At 45.4% G+C, this 20,753-nt stretch carries 20 protein-coding genes; 6 read left to right on the top strand and 14 right to left on the bottom strand.

The annotated features are described in order from the left end of the window. Nucleotides 1–38: 38 nt before the first annotated feature. The 13 genes from NTX75_12115 to NTX75_12055 form a co-directional block, all read right to left on the bottom strand. Nucleotides 39–1,667 (bottom strand): methylmalonyl-CoA mutase family protein, encoded by a 1,629-nt coding sequence (locus NTX75_12115; protein ID MCX5816965.1) that lies wholly within the window; start codon nt 1,665–1,667, stop codon nt 39–41. A gap of 23 nt (nt 1,668–1,690) precedes the next feature. Then, nucleotides 1,691–2,089, bottom strand: a complete 399-nt coding sequence (locus tag NTX75_12110; protein ID MCX5816964.1) for a cobalamin B12-binding domain-containing protein — start codon at nt 2,087–2,089, stop codon at nt 1,691–1,693. 50 nt (nt 2,090–2,139) lie between these two features. Further along, nucleotides 2,140–3,282, bottom strand: coding sequence for an acyl-CoA dehydrogenase family protein (locus NTX75_12105; protein MCX5816963.1), 1,143 nt, complete (start codon nt 3,280–3,282; stop codon nt 2,140–2,142). A 13-nt stretch (nt 3,283–3,295) separates the two neighbouring features. After that, the gene (meaB, locus tag NTX75_12100) at nt 3,296–4,234 is read right to left on the bottom strand and encodes a methylmalonyl Co-A mutase-associated GTPase MeaB (protein ID MCX5816962.1); all 939 of its coding nucleotides are present in this window, start codon (nt 4,232–4,234) and stop codon (nt 3,296–3,298) included. Beyond that, on the bottom strand, nt 4,200–4,916 hold the full coding sequence (locus NTX75_12095; GenBank protein ID MCX5816961.1) for a GntR family transcriptional regulator: 717 nt from the start codon (nt 4,914–4,916) through the stop codon (nt 4,200–4,202). Before NTX75_12095 ends, meaB begins: the two co-directional genes overlap by 35 nt. A 9-nt stretch (nt 4,917–4,925) precedes the next feature. Then, entirely contained in the window at nt 4,926–6,125 is a 1,200-nt protein-coding gene (locus NTX75_12090; GenBank protein ID MCX5816960.1) for a CoA transferase, read from the bottom strand. A 992-nt stretch (nt 6,126–7,117) separates the two neighbouring features. Continuing rightward, on the bottom strand, nt 7,118–8,359 hold the full coding sequence (locus NTX75_12085) for an MFS transporter (protein ID MCX5816959.1): 1,242 nt from the start codon (nt 8,357–8,359) through the stop codon (nt 7,118–7,120). After that, on the bottom strand, nt 8,344–8,838 hold the full coding sequence (locus tag NTX75_12080; GenBank protein ID MCX5816958.1) for a GNAT family N-acetyltransferase: 495 nt from the start codon (nt 8,836–8,838) through the stop codon (nt 8,344–8,346). The genes NTX75_12085 and NTX75_12080 overlap by 16 nt, the downstream gene beginning before the upstream one ends. 82 nt (nt 8,839–8,920) lie before the next feature. Continuing rightward, nucleotides 8,921–9,772: an AraC family transcriptional regulator gene (locus NTX75_12075; protein MCX5816957.1), complete on the bottom strand. Its 852-nt coding sequence runs from the start codon at nt 9,770–9,772 to the stop codon at nt 8,921–8,923. A gap of 656 nt (nt 9,773–10,428) precedes the next feature. After that, nucleotides 10,429–11,214: a prolipoprotein diacylglyceryl transferase gene (lgt, locus tag NTX75_12070; protein MCX5816956.1), complete on the bottom strand. Its 786-nt coding sequence runs from the start codon at nt 11,212–11,214 to the stop codon at nt 10,429–10,431. 32 nt (nt 11,215–11,246) lie between these two features. Continuing rightward, on the bottom strand, nt 11,247–11,879 hold the full coding sequence (locus tag NTX75_12065; GenBank protein MCX5816955.1) for an HAD family phosphatase: 633 nt from the start codon (nt 11,877–11,879) through the stop codon (nt 11,247–11,249). Continuing rightward, nucleotides 11,857–12,525, bottom strand: coding sequence for a hypothetical protein (locus NTX75_12060; GenBank protein ID MCX5816954.1), 669 nt, complete (start codon nt 12,523–12,525; stop codon nt 11,857–11,859). The genes NTX75_12065 and NTX75_12060 overlap by 23 nt, the downstream gene beginning before the upstream one ends. 14 nt (nt 12,526–12,539) lie before the next feature. After that, the gene (locus tag NTX75_12055; protein ID MCX5816953.1) at nt 12,540–14,972 is read right to left on the bottom strand and encodes a glycogen/starch/alpha-glucan phosphorylase; all 2,433 of its coding nucleotides are present in this window, start codon (nt 14,970–14,972) and stop codon (nt 12,540–12,542) included. Nucleotides 14,973–15,194: 222 nt separating this feature from the next. Here NTX75_12055 and NTX75_12050 point away from each other — a divergent pair, with 222 nt between their 5' ends. Then, nucleotides 15,195–15,785, top strand: coding sequence for an ankyrin repeat domain-containing protein (locus tag NTX75_12050; protein ID MCX5816952.1), 591 nt, complete (start codon nt 15,195–15,197; stop codon nt 15,783–15,785). Between the two features lie 148 nt (nt 15,786–15,933). On the opposite strand, the gene greA is transcribed toward NTX75_12050, so the two are convergent. Further along, nucleotides 15,934–16,413 (bottom strand): transcription elongation factor GreA, encoded by a 480-nt coding sequence (gene greA, locus NTX75_12045; GenBank protein ID MCX5816951.1) that lies wholly within the window; start codon nt 16,411–16,413, stop codon nt 15,934–15,936. Nucleotides 16,414–16,497: 84 nt separating this feature from the next. Between greA and xseB the strand changes: the two genes are divergently transcribed. The 5 genes from xseB to NTX75_12020 are packed head-to-tail and all read left to right on the top strand — an operon-like array spanning nt 16,498 to nt 20,711. After that, nucleotides 16,498–16,719, top strand: a complete 222-nt coding sequence (xseB, locus tag NTX75_12040) for an exodeoxyribonuclease VII small subunit (GenBank protein ID MCX5816950.1) — start codon at nt 16,498–16,500, stop codon at nt 16,717–16,719. After that, nucleotides 16,716–17,603, top strand: coding sequence for a polyprenyl synthetase family protein (locus tag NTX75_12035; protein ID MCX5816949.1), 888 nt, complete (start codon nt 16,716–16,718; stop codon nt 17,601–17,603). Before xseB ends, NTX75_12035 begins: the two co-directional genes overlap by 4 nt. Continuing rightward, on the top strand, nt 17,603–19,468 hold the full coding sequence (gene dxs, locus NTX75_12030; GenBank protein ID MCX5816948.1) for a 1-deoxy-D-xylulose-5-phosphate synthase: 1,866 nt from the start codon (nt 17,603–17,605) through the stop codon (nt 19,466–19,468). The genes NTX75_12035 and dxs overlap by 1 nt, the downstream gene beginning before the upstream one ends. Next, nucleotides 19,450–20,181, top strand: a complete 732-nt coding sequence (locus tag NTX75_12025) for a TlyA family RNA methyltransferase (GenBank protein ID MCX5816947.1) — start codon at nt 19,450–19,452, stop codon at nt 20,179–20,181. Before dxs ends, NTX75_12025 begins: the two co-directional genes overlap by 19 nt. Next, nucleotides 20,169–20,711 carry a DUF4416 family protein gene (locus NTX75_12020; GenBank protein ID MCX5816946.1) on the top strand — a complete coding sequence of 181 codons (543 nt, stop codon included), beginning with the start codon at nt 20,169–20,171 and terminating at the stop codon, nt 20,709–20,711. Before NTX75_12025 ends, NTX75_12020 begins: the two co-directional genes overlap by 13 nt. Nucleotides 20,712–20,753: the final 42 nt, after the last annotated feature.

Below are 20,753 nucleotides of genomic sequence, written 5' to 3'. Positions count from 1 at the left end.
AAGCATTTTTAAATCACTCGACCCCTTGAACCCTGTTGCTAAAACAGCCCTGGTTCCTGGAATTCACCAAAAACCTGCCTGAAGATGCCCGTCATTTCACCAACTGTTGCATATGCCTTACAGCACTCAACGAGATGGGGCATCACATTCTTCCCCTCCAGTGTTGCAGTTTCAAGCTCTTTCAGGGTACGTGCCACATCACTCTCCGAACGTGCCCGCTTGACCTGATGCAGGCTTTCAATCTGTTTTTCGGCAGTCTCATAGTTATACTCGTGGAGTTCTACATCCATGGGGGCACCCTCTTTATAGATATTGACACCTACCTTCAGAAGCTCCCCTGATTCAAGTCCTTTTTCCACTTCAAAGGCCTGATGTGCAACAAGTCTCTGGATATACCCATCAGAAACAGCCTTTGTGATGCCACCGTACTTTACAATCTTTTCCATCTCTTCCTCGATTTTCTGCTCCATCTCTTTTGTGAGCGTTTCGATGAAGTAGCTTCCGGCAAGTGGATCAACGGTATCCCTCAGGCCCATCTCATCCATTAATAGCTGGAGCGTGCGGAGCGAGAGAAGCGCTGAATGAGGTGTTGGAATCGTAAAGGCTTCGTCAAAACTGCACAATGCCGTTGTTTGTGCACCTGACAGGGCAGCTACGAGCGCATAATATGCCCCTCTCATGATGTTGTTTTCCGGCTGTGCCTTGGTGAGTCCATATCCGCCACCCCCGAAAAGCCCACGCAGAAAAAGGTTTTGTGCCTTTTTTACATTGTATTTCTCTTTCAGATTCCGTGCCCAGAGCTTCCGGGCCGCCCTGAATTTGGCAATCTGTTCCCACATATTGCCGAACACATTGAAATTAAAGGAAAACCTCCCGACAAATTCATCTACATCGTATCCCCTTGCAAGGACATTATCGATGTATGCGTTGGCAATGAGGATAGCATAAGCGATTTCCTGGGCCGGTGTTGCACCGGATTCTCTGATGTGGTACCCGCATACACTTACAGGGTTTGTCTTTGGCATGGTGGTCATAGAATACTCGATCGTGTCACCGATGAGTTTCACCGCCGGCTCCACAGGGAAAATCCATGCCCCTCTACCTATCATCTCTTTCAATATGTCATTCTGAGGTGTTGCAGATATGACTTTTGCATCGTACCCGAATTTTTCCGCTACCGCCTGATACATGGCAAGCATAATGGATGCCACGGCATTGATAGTAAGTCCTGCACCGATCTTGTCTAATTGTATGTTCTTAAAGGCAATTTCAAAGTCACGGAGTGTATCTACTGCCATGCCCACCCGTCCCACTTCTCCTTCAGCCATGGGATCGTCCGAGTCATATCCCATCTGTGTCGGCAGATCAAAGGCAACATTCAACCCTGTCTGGCCATGGGCAATCATGAGCTGGAAGCGCTCATTCGTCTCCGCCGGGCTTCCGAAACCGGTATACTGACGTGTTGTCCATGCCCTCGACCTGTAGCCCATGGGGTGTATTCCCCTTGTAAATGGATATTTTCCCGGGTCTGCAACGTCTTTTTCGTAATTGAAGCCGATATGTTCCAGGTCTTCAGGTGTATAGGAAGGCTTTACATGGATTCCGGATTCCAGAATGACATCCAGAATCTGATCCTTTTTGTCTTTAATGTATCGTGGAACAGCCATATTTTCCTCCTAATGCAATATCCTTATTTTACAGTATTTTTTAAGAACTCTATCGTTTCGGCAAGAGGGGCGCCGCCGGGGAAAACGCCGGTAACTCCTATCCCCTTGAGCCTGGGGATATCCTTCCCGGGTATGACACCGCCGACAAAAACAAGCTTGTCCGTAACCCCCTCTTCACCAAGTCTTTTAAAGAGCTTTTGCGTAATCGGGATGTGGGCGCCTGACATGATAGAGAGCCCGATGACATCCACATCCTCCTGGATGGCAATATGAATGATCTGGTCTATCGTCTTGTGGAGACCGGAATAAATCACCTCCATTCCTGCCTCCTTAAGGGCCTGGGCGACTACTTTGGCCCCTCTGTCGTGACCATCAAGTCCCGGTTTCGCAATTAAAACCTTTATCCTTTTCTGCTCTCCCATAAAATTCCTCCAAGTTTACATTATGCACAAAGCACCATGCACAAAGCGGTTTATGTTTTAAGGCACTCTTTCGCAATAATCGTCTTCAATATTTCCGACGTCCCCCCTCCGTAGAGGAGAAAACGTGCATCCCTGTATAGCCTCTCAACATGGTATTCCTCTGCAATACCATATGCCCCGTGTATCCTTGTCACCTGGTCCACCACATACGTTGCTGTTTCGGTGGAATATAATTTTGCCATGGCAGCCTCTTTCTTTGCAGGCATGCCATGATCCTTAAGCCATGCTGCATGATAGGTAAGAAGCCATGTACTTTTAATGCGCATCTCCATCTCTGCAATCTTTTCCTGAATGAGCTGGAATTGAGAAACAGGTTTCCCGAAGGCTTCCCGTTCCTGAGCATATTTAATCCCGGCGGCATAAGCGCTCCGGGCAAGCCCGAGCCCCAACCCCGCAATCATGACCCTGATTTCGCTTAAAAGTCCTTCAAGGTACTGGGCGCCCTTTCCCTCTTCTCCGAGAAGGTTTGTCTCAGGAATACGGCACTCATCAAAGATCAATTCTCCGGTAACCGAACCCCTGGCTGACATCTTATCAATCCTCTGACCAACCGAAAAACCGGGTGTGCCCTTCTCAACAAGGAAAAAGGCGAGGCCCTTGAGGCGTTTTGAAGGGTCCACCGTAGCAACAACAGTCACAAAATCAGCTACTTCAGCACTTGTGATCCACATCTTTCTGCCTCTGATCACGTACTCATTTCCTTCTTTTACAGCTTTTGTCTTTATTGCCCCTAGATCAGAACCATAATCCGGCTCGGTAAAGGCAATGGTGGCTATCTTTTCTCCTTTAATGGCAGGAATAAGGAGGCGTTCTATGTGATCTTTCGTGCCAAAGCGGTGGATAAAATCCGTACCCATGAGGCACTGCATGGTGACAATGGCTGAAAAGGCTACGGAGACACGGGCAAGCTCTTCAGCAAGAATGGTAAACGTGGTGCAGTCTGCCCCCATGCCACCGATTTCCTGGGGGTACCGTACACCGTAGTAGCCTAAGCTACCCAGTTTTTTAAACAATGCATGGGGGAACCTGTCTTCTTTGTCTATCGTTGAAGCCTGTGGCTCAACAAGTTCTTTGAGGGCCTTCGCGACCTGTTCCCTGAAAAATATCTGTTCCTGTGTAAAGTTAAAATCCATCCCAAACCATCTGTTATGTACGAAACATCATTTCGGATGCCTGGTGCACTGCTGCATAAGGGTCCACCTTTCCATCCTCGAGTTGCCCTACAATACCTTGAAACTCACCGGTATTGCTCCACTTATCCATCAATGTATTCCACATTTCTTCTTTTAAAAGAGACAGCATCATTGCTTTTAAGCGCGCTTTTTTCTTTTGAATACCAGAGGCGTCTTCCTTGAGAAAAGAAAAATGTGCATCAAGGTGATTTTTAAGCCCTTCCACGCCTTCCCCGCTCATTGACTGGACTGTGACAACGGGAATCTTCCAGCCATTCTGTTTACGATCCCCGATATGCATCGAAATGTCCCTCACAGTGTCTTCCGCCCCTGACTTGTCCGCCTTATTTACAGCAACAATATCTCCTATTTCAATAAGCCCTGCCTTCATAAGCTGAATATCATCCCCGTAATCAGACGTTACAACAGTAATAACGGTATCACACAATGCAGATATCTGGATCTCGGTCTGGCCGGCACCGACACTTTCCACCATAATAATATCCTTGCCGAGACCCTCGAGGACGTACGTTGCCCCGATTGTTGCCTTTGCAATGCCGCCTGGATATCCCCTGTGGGCCATTGATCTTATAAAGATCCCTCCTGTTTTATCGGCTTCCCGCATTCGCACGCGGTCGCCGAGAAGTGCCCCGCCACCTTTTGAGCTTGTCGGGTCAACAGCAATGATTCCGATCTTTTTGCCCTCGCTGACAAAACTCATAGCAAGCTTACCAATCAGGGTGCTTTTTCCTGCACCGGGTGCACCGGTAACACCAATGACATGTGCTTTACCGGTATGGGGATATATAAGCGAAATGGCTTTGAAGCCTTCGGGCCGTCCTTCCTCTACCATAGAGATGAGGCGTGCCGCACTCTTCTCATCTCCCTGAAGAAGTTTTTTGACCAAGTCCATGTTTTATGACATCTCTTTTGATTTTTTTCTTTATCAGGTTCTTTCCCCTTATGATGTGTTTCCGGACAAGCTTCTCCACCTGCATGGCATTTTTCTCCTTCATGAGGTTGATCATGTCCTTGTGATCATTAATAGATATTTCTGCCATACCGCTGTAACGGAAAATTATGATCCTGTACCGGTAAATGCAATCTCTCAGATCGTTAATTATAGTGTACAGTTTAGCGCTTTTTGCTGCTTTGTATAATATGTCATGAAATTCGGTATTTAATTGTATAATCTCTTCCGTGTTATTCTTTTTGAGGCATTCTTCTTCTTTCTGAACAATCTCTTCCAATGCCTTTATGTCGTCTTCTGTTGCCCTCGATGTGGCAAGATACCCTGCATACCCTTCAAGGACACTCCGTATTCCGAATACCTCTTCAATATCCTCATCGGTGACAATGCTTACCGCATAACCGCCTCTGGGGAGTTTGTGTATGAGGCCTTCCTTTTCGAGTTTCTGTATGGCCTCCCTCACGGGAGTTCTGCTTGTCCCCATCTCATCGGCAAGTTTTTCTTCAATGAGCCTCTTCTTCGGCTGTAAACCACCGATTAAAATAGTATTTTTTAATGTTTTATAAACCTGTTCCCTCAAAAATTTCCCTTTCCTCACAGTGGGCTGCTCATCGGGGGTATTCATTTGACCTCCTCAAATTATTCCCTTTGTTTTCCATTCGTCCAGTCTTTCTCTTGTGTAGCCAAGGGTATTCATATAAATCTCTTCGTTTTGTTCGCCAAATCTTGGCGGGAAGGGCAGTTTCCTGTTCACAGATTTTACATAACTTGTTGTATGGGGTAACGGTGCAAGATAAATCGTTGTCCCTGTCTTTGCATCGGTAGAAGAGAGTATTTCATCCTTTATATAGGGGTCTTCGAGAACTTCTTCTATAGTGTTGACCTTGGAGATAGGAATGGTGGCGTTAGTGAACAGGGCAGTAAGTTCATCGATGGTATACTTCACCGTAGCCTCTTCAACGGCCTTGTTCAGATTATCAACATTCTTTATCCTTCCCTCGTTCCGTGCATATTCCGGCTTCGCCAGGCCCTCAAAGCCGCTGATTTTCAGCATCCTTTCCCACTGGATGTCGTTCCCGACGGCAACATATGCATACCCGTCTTTGGTCTTGTAGACGCTTACGGGCGCGAAAAACTCATGGGTATTCCCTCTCCTCGTGATCTTTTTATTGAAGGATTTTGTCTGGGTAATGGGGACGGTAAGCCAAGAGACGGTACTCTGGAACATGGAAACATCGATCCTCGAACCTTCCTTAGTCATTGCCCGCTTATAGAGGGCTTTCATGATCAACCCGTACGCATGTTCGCTGGCGCCCATATCGGGGAGCGGTACACCGAGGACATACGGAGGACCGTTTTTGTCGCCAGTGACTTCCATGAGTCCGCTTCTTGCCTGGAGAATGGGGTCATAGGCAGCCTCATTACTTTCGGGGCCGAAACCAGTAAGGCCCACCCATATAATATCGGGCTTGATGGATTTTACTGCTTCGTAATCAATGCCGAGCTTTGGATAATTCCTCGGGAGCTGGTTTGTGGCAAATATGTCAACATCCAGTTTTATAAGCAAATCCCTGAAGATTTCCTTGCCTTCCGGCGTACCCAGATCCAGGGTAATGGCCTTTTTGTTGCAGTTAATGGTAAGGAAATACGTGTACATCCTGTCTTCGTTAAGCCTGTTTTCGCCTACCCTTCTGTTCGGGTCTCCATAGACAGGGTGCTCCATTCGTATAATGTTTGCCCCATCCATGGCAAGTCTGTAGGAAAGGTACGGCAAGACCGTTGCCTGTTCAAGCGAAAGGACGGTAATGTTTTTAAAAATCTCGTGATCTTCCATGGTTCCCCCTTTGGATACTGTATACAATTTTAATGAATCAACTATAGTATCACTTAAAATAATTGTCAAGTATTTTTGTATACAAAATAGAGCAAAAAAATATCTTCCCTGCACTCAATTTAGAGGCTCGCGGGCGGCGAAACTTTCTGGAAAGGGGTGAGCAGTAAGGTATGGCCGGAACACTGTTGTTGCTCACCGTGTTCGCAATTAAACCTTACCCTCCCTGCTCCCTGCGCTTCCTTACCCTTGCCAGTAATGCGGGGTATCCCGCGTCGACAGCGGGGTCGCAACGCATCCACTCAATTTTCGAACTTGTCCACCCGCAAGCGGCCACCCATCGAAGCGCTGAGATGGGTGGCCCCAAGACATACTCGAAGTCGCGACTCGCATAACAGTTTAACGGCGAAGCCGCAAAGTTCTTCCGGCCACAACGCCGTTGGGTTAATATATTTTCTCATGCCCTCCAGGTCGAAGAAATGATTGATAACATGAGGGCTTTTGTTAAAAGTACACTGCCTCTCTTGAACAAGAGTTCACTTTTAACTTTAAGATGACATATGAAAAGGGCTGCTTGACACATATAACTTCATGTGCTATTACTGAAATATGGGACACTCATAGCCAGATATGGCATGAAGCCCGCAGCAACCTTGCGAGGCGGAATAAAGATGAAACCCGTGATTTTTTTGCGAGCTAATCAACTCTGGGTGTCCCTTATTTTACACATTGTTTACCTTTCTCAGCCCTTTTAAAAGGAAACCCCGCCAATTTTGGTATTCGTTCCTTGGTTTTACGAACCTCCTTGCGGATAACCGGAATTCATCGCTAACACCTGCTTATCAATAGATTTGTTTGTCTTGCCAGATCAACCATTATTTATTGTAATTCTTAACCCGACCAGTGCTCGGTATGTAGCAGCTTTCATGTGGTTATCAATAAACGGGAATGGATTTCGATCCAACCAATTTTAATATTAAGTGCTCTTAGCCTGCTCAAAGTTTTACACGAACTTTATTAATGAACACGGCCAGTATCAGACCGGCAACTGAGACGGCAATGCAGACGATCCATACCATCCGGTAGCTGCCCGTTACATCGAAAATCCTCCCCGCTGCTACAGGGCCGATGCTTCCGCCGAACGTGCTGGCAAAGGTAATAATACCCAGGATTGCGCCGTGATTTCGTAGTCCGAAGAGCCAGGCGGGAAGAAGCGGCATCATACACAATATCTCGCCATATGCAAATCCGAATAGGATAGCAAAGCATGAGAGCATCCATAACCTGCTTGATACCAGAAGCCATATGAATCCGGCTGTCATGGAAACCATGGAAACTACCATCATAACTCTACCCTCGATCCTATCAGATGTGCTCCCACCCGCAACCCTTCCGATCAGGCCGCCGATACCGACGATAGACAAGAGGAAGGCGCTGTCAGCCATTGAGAATCCCAGAGAGATGGCATAGGCAGCAATATGCACGACAACAATCTGTATAAAAAATCCGGCGAAAACATAGATAGCAAATAGTATCCATAACTGGGCATTGCAGATTGTCTTTCTCAGGGCAATGCCCGCCATGTCGCATTGCATGGTTTGTATTGATGCCCCTTCGGCTCCGTATGGTAATATCCCTTTTTTACCCGGGTCCTGTATAAAAAGCTGGGCCAAACCTGTAACGAGCACAAAGGTAACGGACCCTGCCAATGCCATTGAAGTGCGCCAGCCGTAGCCTGCAACAAGGAGATTCACAATAGGGGGTACGATCAGGGTTCCCGTACCAACTCCGGCAAGCACGATCCCTGTCATAAGTCCCCTTCTCCTGATAAACCATTTTGTTATGGTAGAGCACACCGGGGCGATGCCGCCGCTCATGCCCGCCCCTGCCAGCAGTCCATAATAGAGGTACATTCCTCGAACAGTACTCGTGTTCGACATCAGAAGGTAGCCCGCACCCAACAGCACACCTGAGCATGAAATGACCTTTCTCGGACCGAATCTGTCGCTTAATCTTCCGGAAATCATTGAAAGAAGGCCGCTTAAGAGAAAACAGAGCGAGTATGCCCCTGAGACGGTCGTCCTTGTCCATCCCAATTCGTCAAGTACTGGCTTAAGAAAAATTCCAAAGGAATAGAGCGTGCCGTACATGGCGACCATAATAAAAAACCCGGCGATAACCAGTACGTAACCATAAAAAAACCGGGACTCTTTTCGCCCGCTCATATGCTGGTCCATTTCTTATCTGCAAGCACAACAGAAGTTTCTACCTGTCGCCTTGAGATAGTCCAGTATCGCATCAGCAGCCGGTTCTTCTCTTCCGTCTCAAGGAGCCGGTATCCATGCTTTTTGTAGAATGCTATTGCCCAGAGCGCATCTGCCCATGTTCCGATAAGCATTGGCTTGGTTGTCTGAAGTTCGTGGAAACGGAGCAACTTCTCGCCAATCCCCTGATTTCTCCTTGCTGTCCGCACGTAGGCATGACGGATAAGTATCGCATCATTTTTATCCTGTATACCCATGACGGCGTTCAGACCGTATTTCTCCTCATACCCCCAGAAAAGAACACCATCCTGTATTTCAAACCTTAATTCTTCATGCGTCATATACGGCTCGTGCCAGCAATCAGCCGGTATCACGCCTTCATAAGCCCTTGCTCCATCGTTTATTATGTCGAGTATTACTTCAAAATCCGTATCGCCGCATCTTCTGATCATAAAAAAGCCTCCTTTTTTTGATGCTTCACATAGCCGGCATAATACTGCATGCGAATGACTTTTATGGATTATAAGGAAAGTTTCAGTTTCTTTCTTGTACGATATTGCTGTTGTGGCAGTATTGCCCGGGGGTAATGCCCATGATTTTCTTAAAGCGCCGTGTAAAATGGCTCTGGTCTGCAAACCCTGTTTCAAGGGCAGTCTGTGCAATGGTAAGGCGCTGGGATAGCATGTTTTTGGCATAGTTTATGCGTTTCTGGATAAGATATGCATGGGGCGGCAAACCGACCTCGTCACGAAAAAGACGCAAGAGGTGAAACTCACTTATATTGGTAATATCGGTAAGCTCAGAGAGCGTGACGTTCTCTGTAAAATGTGCGTCCAGATACTCCAGCACTGTCTTTACGGCACGCCTCTCCTTTTTCAAATATGTGTTCGTACTTTCTCCCATATCGGCATGTCTCCGAATCATGTGCGTCAGAACGGACAAGAGGAACGATTCTCGCTCGAGGGAGATATCTGATTCTTCAAGTAATTTCAAGAAAGCGAGGATATTTTGGGAGAGGAGCTGATCTTTGATGACCGGTGACGGGAAATGTGGAAGCCGCCCCCGTGCACAAGTAGCATCTGCTGCCCTTTTAAGAAAAGAGACATCAGGGTAAAAAACCCTGTATGTCCATCCGGATTCATGAGGCGAAAATCCTGTGTGGACTTCCCCCGGGTTTACAAGACAAATATCGCTGGGAGTGGCAATATGGGTTGAGCCGCCATAATATGTGGCCTGCACACCTCTTTCTATGACCCCTATGGCAAATGTTTCATGGGTATGCCTGGGGAATGAATGCGAAATAAACGTGGCATGGAGAAACTCAAGATTACCAAGGTCGGCGGCACGTGAAAATTTAACAATATCTGTATTATCCGAGCATTTCATAATCTCAATATGTTATCCTCAATAATGGCTTCATGCTTAAAAACATACCCTGCTATTTCACGTAATATTAAAACATTTCATCTGGTTTGTCTTGTATGTTCTTGCTATGACAACGGGCGTGTTTCACCTGCAAGGAGATTAAAGCGTTTTATGCAACATATTACGACAGGTCCGTCTTTCTTTTTCGCTTTTTATGCGACGATACCGCAAGTCTGTGGGCTAAATCGCCCATTTTGACTGTTTCTTTGGTTGTATGTGGACGTTACTGCAAACATTGCGTTGCCGTGATCATGAACGAGACGTTATTGACTTATTGTATAACTTCTAAATCCAATCAGGAACAAGATGTGTAGATATTTGAAATGTTGTTTTTTTGGAACTAATGGCAAATACTTGACAACTTCTTTAGAAGAGGAAAAAATGAGCGGGAGTCGGATCAGATATTTCTACCATAAAAAACAAGCACTTTCTGAGACTACGGGAAGTGCACCTTAAATAAGAAAGAACCAAAATAAACACACAATATCCCCGAAGGGGATGATGTGTCTGACCTGAATCGCTGAAGTATCACGATTCGGGTCAGTAGCGCTCAAGGTTCTCATCCGTATGTATCCGATGTTATCCCTGTTAAAAAACTGTTGAAGACTATCGGGTTTTTATGCTTTCCGTCCGGGCAGATAGAAGAATTTGAGAAATAACCCAACCAGGATCATGGCCCCGCTTAATATCTGGCCCATGGTAAACATGTTCAGAATATATCCAACCTGCTGGTCAGGTTCCCTGAAATACTCACAAAATATCCTGAATATTCCATAGAGAATGAGAAAAAGAGCAAAGACATCGCCTTCCCGTTTTTTCTTGTCCTTATAGATCCACAGTACCACAAAAAGCACAAGGCCTTCCAGGGATGCCTCATAGAGTTGTGAAGGATGCCTTGCCACATTTCCTCCCTGGGGGAATACCATTGCCCATGGCACATCCGAGGGTTTGCCGAAAAGCTCTGCGTTTATAAAATTACCAAGCCTCCCAAAACCAATGCCAATGGGACATGTGGGGACAAGAAGGTCTGCCACGGTAAAGAAATTGAGACGCCATTTTTTTATGACAAAATAGCCTGCGATGAAAGTTCCTATAAGTCCGCCATGAAAGGACATCCCTCCATGCCATACTACAAATATTTCAAGGGGATTATCAATATAGAACCCGGGATTGTAAAAGAATACATAACCGAGCCGTGCGCCGACAATAAGCCCGAGGATCAGATAAAAATAAAGGTCATCAATGGCAGCCTTGTCCATCTTTAAGGATTTTTTTTTCTTCAACTGATAAAGGGTAAGGAGATAAGAGGAGACAAAGCCAAAAATATACATGAGGCCGTACCATCTCATGGAGAGAGGGCCAATTTTAATAATTACCGGGTCAATGTTCGGATATTTTATCATTCTAACACCTGTTCAACTTTTTCCTTCCACCTTCAGCCTGCCCCTTTCCCTTCCACAATTTTATTAATTGCTTTCCACAACCGCCCTGCATCTTTAAATACCATCCCCTGTATGCCAAACCCTTTTGCTGCCTCCACATACCGCTCAACGTCATCTATGTAAAATACATCGTCTTTATCCACATCCATCTTCTCAAAGATCATTTCATAGATTCTCTTCTCCGGCTTTTTCACGCCTGCCTCAAAGGAAAGTATCCATTCGTCCAGCACGTGTACGATGGGATACTGCTCAATAATATACGAGAAATGGAGTTCATTGGTATTGCTCAGGAGGAATATGGGGTAACCCTTTGATTTCAAGTACAATATGGCATCATTGACCTCCCTGTTCTCCTGGAAAATTGGATTCCATATATCTCTGAATTTTTCAAAGGTCATGTCAAGTTTGTACCGCTCTTTTAGCTGCCTGAAAAATTCTTCTGAAGACGTCTGGCCGGTTTCATAGTCGTTAATAAGTCCTTTATCTCTTTCAAACATAAACGTAAATATTTCGTCAGATGCAAACCGTGCCTTGTCTCTGGATTTTTCATAGAGTTTTGTTGCAATCTGTCTGTGCTCAAAAGGCAGAATCACGTTCCCGAGGTCAAATACGAACAGTTTTATCATAGATAAACACCTTTTCCGGATTCAGTGGGGTATACAGGTTATGGGGGTCCTCCAGATGCTGCCACCCACAGATGTGGAGAAATCTTTTATCCTTACGTGACCTCGTGAGTATTGATATTTTATCCCTCATATGCCTGTCCCTTATGCGCATTTCTTCGGTATAGCGAGCAACCTTGATTCCACCCTCAAAAAACAGCTTTGCCATGGCCTTTTCATTCCCGGCGTGATGGCCTTTACCATTGCAGAGAAGTTTCTCAATATTGGCCGGATGGAACAATTCTTCGCTGTTTTTGAGCTTAAGACATGAAAAGACATCAAGATCGATTAAATATAATAATCCGCTCTGTTTTTTTGTATATTGAGATACAACTTTATATTCATAGGGCACATCCACATAGGAGAGGAGATCCGCCAATGTTTCTGCGTTATATTTCCGGTTATTCCCCTTAATTTTTGTCAGGACTTCCTTGATCCTTTTTCTATATTCTTTGCCTTTTTTCTTTCTAAACGTTAACCCGTAATGAGAAAACTCCAGGGTGACAATGTGGGGCATGATTCGTTCAAGCCATTGGAGGAGCAATTTCGGCCCCTCTGCGTCCCTGTGTACTACCCCCAGCATGAATATTTTGTTTTTACCGTCTGCCATAGATTTTGTCTTTCCTATACAGGCACGGGCAGAATATTCCAGATTGTTTCCGCATATTCACGGATAGCCCTGTCGCTTGAGAATTTTCCGGATCGTGCCACATTGAGGACAGCCATCTTTGTCCAACGGTCTTTGTCGCGATAAGTTTTGTCTACCCTTTCCTGACATTCCATATAAGATGCGTAATCCGCTAAAACGAAATACTGGTCGTGGTCGAGGAGAGAGCTTATAATGGGCTGGAATAACTGTGGAATATCCGGTGAAAAATACCCTCCGGAAATCTGGTCTATGGCCTGCTTAAGTTCTTTATTCTCCTCATAGTATTGACGAGGATTATAGGAGGCGCGCATCGCTGCAAGCTCTTCTGTTTTAAGGCCGAAGAGAAAGAAATTTTCGTCTCCCACCTCTTCCCTTATTTCTACGTTTGCACCGTCAAGGGTCCCGATAGTCAAGGCCCCATTAATGGTGTACTTCATATTACCCGTTCCCGACGCTTCGTATCCGGCAGTGGAAATCTGCTCCGAAAGTTCTGCCGCAGGCATAATACGCTGTGCAAGGCTTACGTCGTAATTGGGAACAAAAACTACCATTAGCATATCCCGTGCTGCCGGATCGGCATCAACAACAGCACTTATATTATGAATGAGCTTGATGATGAGTTTACAGATAAAATACCCGGGGGCTGATTTTCCGGAGAACAGGACAGTCCTTGGTGTAAGGTTTTTGTCAACCCTGCCTTCCCTGATCCTGTTGTACATGGTAACAACATGGAGAACGTTCAACAACTGGCGTTTATATTCATGAAATCGTTTTGTCTGGCAGTCAAGCATGTAGTCCGAAGGGAAAGAAAGCCAGTAGGCTTTAAAAAGATAATCGGATAATTCATCCTTATTCGCCTCTTTTATCAGGCGAAATTCTTTGCAGAACCCTTTATCGTCTGCAAAGGCTTCCAGGTTTTTTAACTCTTCGAGATTCGTCATCCATTTGTCGCCGATTGTATCTGTAATGAGGCTGGACAGGTGTGGGTTAGACTGGAGAAGCCAGCGCCTCGGTGTAATACCGTTCGTCACGTTCTTGAACTTTTCCGGCATCATTTCGTTGAAATCTCTAAACACACTTTGTTTCAAGATATCGGTATGAAGTTCTGAAACACCGTTAACGCTGTGGCTCCCTATTATTGCGAGCCGGGCCATATTGACAGACCGTTCTCCGTCACCGGTGATGATTGCCATTCTGTTTTTTCGCTCCGGCTCATCGGGAAACCGTGCTGATACCTGTATTAGAAACCGCCTATCCATCTCCTGGATAATCCGCAGGTGACGGGGCAAAAGATAACCAAAGAGACCCTCCGACCATGTCTCAAGGGCCTCGGGAAGCACTGTGTGGTTGGTGTAACCAAATGTTTTTGAAGTTATCTCCCATGCGTCGTCCCAATCAAGACCATCATCGTCAACGAAAATCCTCATGAGTTCCGGGATAGCAATAGAGGGATGGGTGTCGTTAAGCTGGACAGCTACATTTTCGGGAAACTCGTTGTAACTCTGATGATATTTTTTATATCTTCTGATAATATCTTTGAGGGTGGCGCTTACAAAGAAATACTGCTGTTTTAGTCTCAGTTCTTTACCGGCAGCGTACTGGTCACTGGGGTAAAGCACTTTTGATATGACTTCACTGCTGTTTTTATCCTGAACAGCCCTGATATAATCTCCGCTGTTGAAATATTCAAGGTTAAAATCTCTTGTTGATTTTGCTGCCCATAGGCGAAGCGTATTTACCGTTTTATTACGAAACCCCGGGATAGGATAGTCATAGGCCATGGCCATGACCTCATCGCCGCCTACCCATTTCATCTGAAATCTGCCGCTACCACCTGTAATGGTCTCAATTTTTCCATAAAAACGGACCGGATATAAAAGCTCAGGCCGGGGGAACTCCCAGGGATTGCCATATCTCAACCAGTTATCGGGAACCTCTATTTGAAAACCATCCTTTATCTTCTGATAAAAGATGCCATATTCATAACGAATGCCGTAGCCATAGCCCGGATATTGGAGTGTGGCGAGCGAATCGAGGAAACAGGCGGCAAGCCTGCCCAGGCCACCGTTGCCCAATCCTGCATCCCACTCGTGCTCAAGCGCATCTTCGTAACTGAGTCCGAGGATATCCACTGCTTTGCCGTATTCATCCGAAAGCCCAAGATTGATGACGTAGTTCCTCAGGAGCCTCCCCAGGAGAAACTCGAGGGACAGGTAATATACCCTTTTTGCATTAACATCGTAATAGCGTTGCTGGGTGTTGATCCACTGTTCAATGAGGAGTTCTCTGACAGACAGCACAACAGAACTGAATTTATCCCTTGTCGTGGCTGAATACATATCCTTCGCAAGGTTATAAGTCAGGTTGTTTAAAAGAGATTTGTGCAACCCTTCAACATCTCTTTCCATGCAAACCTCCTTTTGTTATATTTTTTTTCAGCTTAATACTATCATGCAAACGGGACAGATACAAACAAAGGTGTATTAAAATTTCTTTTAATCCCTTGCCATATTCATAATGTATGATATATAAAGAACAATATTAAACTTTCCTGCCTGTGCTTTGGACGAGGCAGACAGGTGTAATTTGGAAGATTGACGATTGGTTATTTATAGTAAAGGAGGTAGGGTATGAGTAACGAGTTTACTGAATTGTTAATAAAAACATGCGAGAGGGGGAACCTTGAGGGTGTGCGGGTTCTGGTGGAAAAGGGCACAGATGTAAATGTTACTGATACGAATGGCTCAACACCCCTTATCGCAACGTGTATGTTCGGTTTTACCGATATTGCACGGCTTCTCATCGATAGCGGGGCGCAGGTTAATGTAAAGAACAGGCCTGGCAATACTCCTCTCCTCTATGCATGCGTACGTGGTCATCTGGGGGCCGCCAGATTATTAATGGCAAGGGGTGCCGATGTAAATGTTCAGGATAATAATGGTGATACACCTCTTGTTCTTGCAAGCAGAAACGGATACATAGATATTGTGAAATTACTTGCAGAATATAAGGCTGACGCGAATATTCAGGATAAATTCGGCAACACCCCGCTTATGAATGCCTGCACGAGAATGCATACTGGCATTGCTTCGTTTCTCATTGAAAGAGGCGCTGACTTGACCATCACAAATAAAGAAAACAAGACTGCCCTGGACATTGCAACAAAGATGAGGCTTGAGAATGTAATAAACAACATGAAAAGAAGGGATCAGAGGCGATAAATTGTAAAGCTGAAGGGGAAGCTCATACCAATTCGGATTCAAAGATAGAACGAGGCGACAAGGAGGAGGCGACGGAGGCGTACATTTTAGTACGTCGAGGAGATGACGACGAAGGCAACGAAGTTATATGAATGAAGGCGAATTGGTATCAGATAATTTTGACTATTTCGTAATTCCTCTGGCCACCTGGCGCTGAGAAATTGATCTCATCACCAACAGATTTACCCAGGAGCGCCCTCCCGAGGGGGGAACTCATCGATATCCTTCCTTTTTGTATGTCTGATTCGTAAGGACCGACTAACTGGTACACCACCTCTTCATCGGTGCCAAGGTTTTTCAAAGTAATGTTGCATCCAAACTCAACACTTTCATGCTCTGTATTCTTGATAGCAACAACTTCGGAATTCCGTATCATATCCTCAAGTTCTGCAACTTTTTTCTGGAGGAACTGAAACTCTTCCTTTGCCGCATCGTATTCGGCATTTTCTGATAAATCGCCGTGTTCCCGTGCTACCTCTATAGCCTGAATGATTTTCGGTCTTTTTGTGTTGAGCAGGTATTCATGCTCCTTTTTCAGGTTTCCATACCCTTCTTTTGTGATGGGGAACTTCATAACGAGCGTTGCCATGGCTGATTCATAAAATTACATTGTTTATTGCAAATTATCAACTTGAAAATCTCCAATTTTAAATTTTATAATAGGCAGTATAATATGAAGTTCGAAGACGGCTTGAAAAAACTGGAAGGGATTGTAAAGACGCTTGATGAAGGGAACATCTCCCTCGATGAAGCGCTAAGCCTTTTTAAAGAGGGGCTTTCTCTTACCAGGGAGCTTTCAAAAAGACTTGACGAGATAGAAAAGAAGGTGGAGGTCCTCATCAAAAAGGAAGACGGTACAATTGAAAAAAGACCTTTTCCACAGGATAACGTATGATGGAGCTTGGAGCATATCTTCATGATAAACGAATCATTGTCGAGAATACATTAAAGGATATCTTCGCTTCCTTTAAGACCACGCCCGGTACGTTGCGTGATGCCATGGAATACATGCTGTTTTCCAATGGCAAGAGGATAAGGCCCATACTTGCCGTTGCAGCATGCGAAGCAAATGGAAAATCGAGTGACGATTTACTCCCTATTGCCTGTACGATAGAGATGATACACACCTACTCGCTCATTCATGATGATCTCCCGAGCATAGACAATGACGATATAAGGCGTGGAAGGCCCACATGTCATAAGGTATTCGGTGATGCCATTGCCGTCCTCACCGGCGATGCACTGCTAACCGAGGCCTTCCGTATTATGGCCGACAACCGTTACACTGAGAACATAAGCCCTAAAGTCCTTAAACAGGTTATCTTTGAGATTGCCACGGCCTCCGGCGCCGATGGCATGGTGGGTGGTCAGGTGATGGATGTTCTCTATGACGGAAAGGAAGGGACAAAAAATATTCTCAACTATATACATATGCACAAAACAATGGCACTGATAAAGGCATCGGTGCGGATAGGCGCCATTATGGGAGGTTCAAAGATCCGAGAACTAAAAAGATTTACAAAATATGCTGAATGTATCGGGCTTGCCTTTCAGATCATGGATGACATACTGGACGCTGAAGGCGATGAAGAACTGGTGGGAAAGCGGCTTAAAAAAGATACGGGGAAACAAACGTATATAAAGCATTATGGCATTATGGCATCGAAAATCAAGTTGGAGCAGCTTATAGAAGAATCTATAAAATCAGTAGAATTCTTGGGGGACAACGCAATAATACTCTCAGACCTCGCGAGGCTCCTGGGTAACAGGGTTGCCTGATGTTCCTCGAAAACACCAATTCTCCCGATGATGTAAAAAAATTAACTATCCCTGAACTCATAATCCTCTCGGATGAAATACGAACATTAATTATCGATGTAGTCTCAAAAACAGGCGGGCATTTGTCTTCAAGCCTCGGCGTTGTGGAGTTAACTATTGCGCTCCACCATGTCTTTGACACCCCCGTTGATAAAATCATATGGGATGTGGGCCACCAGTGCTACGCACACAAAATACTGACAGGAAGAAGGGATCAATTCGGAACACTCAGGCAGGACGACGGACTGAGTGGTTTTCCGAGCAGGAAGGAAAGCATATACGACGTATTCAACACGGGTCACGCCAGCAATTCCATTTCCATAGCCGTGGGGCTTGCAGAGGCGAGAAAAAAGATGAACCAGTCCTACAAGATCATTACAGTAATCGGCGATGGTTCGCTCACGGGCGGCATGTCTTTCGAGGCTTTAAACCATGCAGGTCATTTGAAAAGCGATATTATTGTAATCCTTAATGATAATGAAATGTCCATTTCGAAAAATATTGGCGCTCTTTCCTCGTATCTCAACAGGATCATGACAGGTGAATTCGTAAGCAACGCTAGGGAAGAGTTGAAGAAGATGCTGAAAAATATCCCTGCGATGGGAGATACAGTATATAAAGTTGCAAAACACATTGAAGAATCGGTCAAGGGATTTATTACGCCCGGGATTATCTTTGAACAGCTTGGATTTCAATATTTTGGTCCTGTGGACGGACACAATTTCAATTATCTCATCGAAACGTTAAGAAATATCAGGAGGTTAAAGGGTCCCATCCTGGTCCATGTGGTAACGAAAAAAGGGAGGGGATATACCCATGCCGAGGACGATCCTGCCCGGTTTCATGGTGTTTCAACCTTTGAGATAGAAACGGGCAGTCCCACAAAAAATGGGGCGCCTTCCTATACGGACATCTTCGGGGATACGATTATTGAACTTGCCGAAAGAGACGATAAGGTAATGGCTATTACTGCTGCTATGGGTTTGGGAACCGGGCTTGAAAAATTTTCACAACGCTTTCCTGACAGGTTTTACGATATCGGTATTGCAGAGCAACACGGGGTTACCTTTGCTGCCGCCCTTGCGCTGGGTGGTTTAAAGCCTTTTGTGGCGATATATTCAACCTTCCTCCAGAGGGCATATGATCAGATTATATTGGATGTGTGCCTCCAGGGACTTCCCGTTGTCTTCGCCGTTGACCGGAGCGGCATTGTAGGCCAGGATGGTCCTACCCACCACGGCGCTTTTGACCTCACGTATTTCAGGCATATTCCCAATATGATACTCATGGCCCCGAAAGACGGAAATGAGCTGAGGCAGATGCTCTATTCTGCGTATCTCTACGGGAAACCTGCTGCAATAAGGTATCCAAGAGGTGAGGCCCGGGGCGCCCGGCCGGATAAAGATTTTACGGAGATCCCCGTGGGAAAATGGGAGAAACTGAAAGAAGGCAATGACCTTGCAATCATCGCCTGCGGTAACACTGTTTATCCATCGCTATCGGCTGCTATGGAGCTCGGAGAAGAAGGAATACGGTGCACGGTCATAAACGGGCGATTTATAAAACCAATGGACAGGGACATGCTTATTGATACAGCGACATCCATAAAAAAGATTTTAACAGTGGAGGAAAATACTGTCATTGGCGGGTTTGGGAGCGGAGTGATGGAAATGTTGTCAGAAGAAAGAATAGACGCAGTTGTCCGGAGGGCTGGCATACCCGATATGTTTCTATTGCATGGCGCTCAGGGCACGCTGAGAGAAAAGATCGGCCTCAACACGGAAGGTATAAAAAGTACAATACGGCAGTGGTTAAAGAACGTATAGATGTAGTGCTCGCAAAGCAAGGACTCGCTCCGTCGCGGGAAAGGGCGAAGATCCTTATCATGGCAGGCGAGATATACATCGGAACCGAACGGGTTATCAAGCCTGATATGAAAGTGCCTCATGATGTTGCCATTAAAATCAGGAAAAACCCCATCCCTTATGTAGGCTATGGTGGAGTAAAACTTGAGAAGGCAATAAAGGCATTTGGTATCAGCATAAGGAATAAAAAGGCAGTCGATATTGGTTCATCAACGGGCGGATTCGTCGATTACCTTTTAAAATCAGGCGCTTTTCGTGTATACGCAATTGATGCAGGGACACACCAGTTGCACGAAAGCCTCAGAAATGACGGAAGGGTAATAGTAAAGGAGAATTTTAATGCCCGGTACCTTACCCTTGATGATATTGGTGAAAAGGTGGATATCGTCACGATGGACGTATCCTTTATCTCACTCAAAAAGATACTTCCCGTTGTAAAGCCCCTTCTCAATGCCGGCGGTCATATTGTTTCGCTCGTAAAACCACAGTTCGAGGTCGGGAGGTTTGAAGTAGGAAAAGGCGGTATTGTGAAGGACGAGAAGAAGATCGAGAGGGTGATTGAGGGCATGAAGACATTTGGACATACGCTTGGTTTGAAATGTGTCGATATTGTGGAAGCCCCGAGGGAAAAAGAGAGAAAGAACAGGGAATATTTCATGCTATGGGTACAGTAAAAACACCAAAACCTGTTCAGTTTTTTACGAGCATCATTTTCAGTGACGAAAGGCCCCTCTTTGATGCAAAGGAAAGGCTTCGGGCCGCAATCGGTAATTTTCAGGAAGAAACGGCTTTCATACTATTTTCCCAGACGGATTATTATGAAAGAGAAATGGGTGGTAATCTCTCGCGGATATTTATACTCTTCGAGCCGCTCTTTTGGAGGGATACGCTTCCTGATATTAAATTAAAAACCAATGACATAGAACTTGTGCTTGCGCTAAAAGGTAAAAGGATGGTAAATATTGACCCCGGATATATATCCCTTGAAAATATCGTCCTTGCCACAACGAAAGGGTACGCCCACAGGATCTACGTCGGCAGCGGGATATATGGAGACCTTACGCTTACCTTCAGCGCCGGAACTTACAGACCCCTTGGGTGGACATATCCTGATTATGGGAGCAAAGAGGTTATTTCATTATTAAACAGGTGGAGAGAGTCGCTAAAGGAGAAGGTAAGAAAGTACGAAGAATTAGGAAGTTAAGAAGGTAGGAAGATATTAAATACCGACATTCAAGGGAGTTAA

This window comes from Pseudomonadota bacterium (assembly GCA_026388315.1).
GTDB lineage: Bacteria > Desulfobacterota > Syntrophorhabdia > Syntrophorhabdales > Syntrophorhabdaceae > MWEV01.
The sequence above is the reverse complement of the archived record's forward strand: the minus strand, read 5'-3'. Positions and strand labels throughout refer to the sequence as shown.

Excerpts from the sequence above, each read along its gene's own strand:
- NTX75_12115 (MCX5816965.1), bottom strand. The coding sequence starts at position 1,667 with ATGGCTGTTCCACGATACATTAAAGACAAAAAGGATCAGATTCTGGAT.
- NTX75_12110 (MCX5816964.1), bottom strand. The coding sequence starts at position 2,089 with ATGGGAGAGCAGAAAAGGATAAAGGTTTTAATTGCGAAACCGGGACTT.
- NTX75_12105 (MCX5816963.1), bottom strand. The coding sequence starts at position 3,282 with ATGGATTTTAACTTTACACAGGAACAGATATTTTTCAGGGAACAGGTC.
- meaB (MCX5816962.1), bottom strand. The coding sequence starts at position 4,234 with ATGGACTTGGTCAAAAAACTTCTTCAGGGAGATGAGAAGAGTGCGGCA.
- NTX75_12095 (MCX5816961.1), bottom strand. The coding sequence starts at position 4,916 with ATGAATACCCCCGATGAGCAGCCCACTGTGAGGAAAGGGAAATTTTTG.
- NTX75_12090 (MCX5816960.1), bottom strand. The coding sequence starts at position 6,125 with ATGGAAGATCACGAGATTTTTAAAAACATTACCGTCCTTTCGCTTGAA.
- NTX75_12085 (MCX5816959.1), bottom strand. The coding sequence starts at position 8,359 with ATGGACCAGCATATGAGCGGGCGAAAAGAGTCCCGGTTTTTTTATGGT.
- NTX75_12080 (MCX5816958.1), bottom strand. The coding sequence starts at position 8,838 with ATGATCAGAAGATGCGGCGATACGGATTTTGAAGTAATACTCGACATA.
- NTX75_12075 (MCX5816957.1), bottom strand. The coding sequence starts at position 9,772 with ATGAAATGCTCGGATAATACAGATATTGTTAAATTTTCACGTGCCGCC.
- lgt (MCX5816956.1), bottom strand. The coding sequence starts at position 11,214 with ATGATAAAATATCCGAACATTGACCCGGTAATTATTAAAATTGGCCCT.
- NTX75_12065 (MCX5816955.1), bottom strand. The coding sequence starts at position 11,879 with ATGATAAAACTGTTCGTATTTGACCTCGGGAACGTGATTCTGCCTTTT.
- NTX75_12060 (MCX5816954.1), bottom strand. The coding sequence starts at position 12,525 with ATGGCAGACGGTAAAAACAAAATATTCATGCTGGGGGTAGTACACAGG.
- NTX75_12055 (MCX5816953.1), bottom strand. The coding sequence starts at position 14,972 with ATGGAAAGAGATGTTGAAGGGTTGCACAAATCTCTTTTAAACAACCTG.
- NTX75_12050 (MCX5816952.1), top strand. The coding sequence starts at position 15,195 with ATGAGTAACGAGTTTACTGAATTGTTAATAAAAACATGCGAGAGGGGG.
- greA (MCX5816951.1), bottom strand. The coding sequence starts at position 16,413 with ATGGCAACGCTCGTTATGAAGTTCCCCATCACAAAAGAAGGGTATGGA.
- xseB (MCX5816950.1), top strand. The coding sequence starts at position 16,498 with ATGAAGTTCGAAGACGGCTTGAAAAAACTGGAAGGGATTGTAAAGACG.
- NTX75_12035 (MCX5816949.1), top strand. The coding sequence starts at position 16,716 with ATGATGGAGCTTGGAGCATATCTTCATGATAAACGAATCATTGTCGAG.
- dxs (MCX5816948.1), top strand. The coding sequence starts at position 17,603 with ATGTTCCTCGAAAACACCAATTCTCCCGATGATGTAAAAAAATTAACT.
- NTX75_12020 (MCX5816946.1), top strand. The coding sequence starts at position 20,169 with ATGGGTACAGTAAAAACACCAAAACCTGTTCAGTTTTTTACGAGCATC.